This is a genomic window from Vibrio sp. YT-19(2023) (assembly GCF_033337395.1).
On the sequence record NZ_JAWOQN010001143.1, the window covers coordinates 1 to 518 of the forward strand.

Here is a 518-nt window from a genome sequence, read left to right on the forward strand (position 1 = left end):
TTCGTTGCTGAGTCCTTGATGATGACGTAGGACGTCTGCAAACTGCTCTTGAATGGTCAGTACTGGATTAAGCGAGTTCATGGCACTTTGGAATACCATGGCGATTTCGCTCCAACGCAGCGCGCTTAGCTCCTTATCGGACAAACGTAAGATGTCCTTACCTTGGAACAGAATTTGTCCACCAGAGATAAACGCGGGCGGCTTGTGCAGACGATTGATCGAAAAAGCGATGGTACTCTTTCCGCATCCAGATTCCCCAGCAAGGCCGAATACTTCGCCTTTTCCAATATCAAAGCTGACCGATTTCACCGCATTAAAGTCACCATTGTCGGTGATGTAGTCCACGCACAAATCTCGGATCTGGATGACCGGATCGCAGTGAAAGGCGTGACTTAAATTAATCTCACTCATTAAAAATACCTAACCAATACAAAAGATAATTGTTATCATTATCGTATGTGCAAATGAGAAGAAAGCGTAATCGACCGAATAGGTGAAGTGACTCGAAACTTGAATGA

The 518-nt window shown here is 44.8% G+C and carries 1 protein-coding gene; it reads right to left on the bottom strand.

Annotation, left to right across the window (positions count from 1 at the left end; translation table 11 throughout):
• The coding region (locus tag R7E78_RS30510) for an ATP-binding cassette domain-containing protein (protein ID WP_318059195.1) at positions 1-411 on the bottom strand (411 nt) is incomplete at its 3' end.
• Positions 412-518 lie beyond the last annotated feature (107 nt).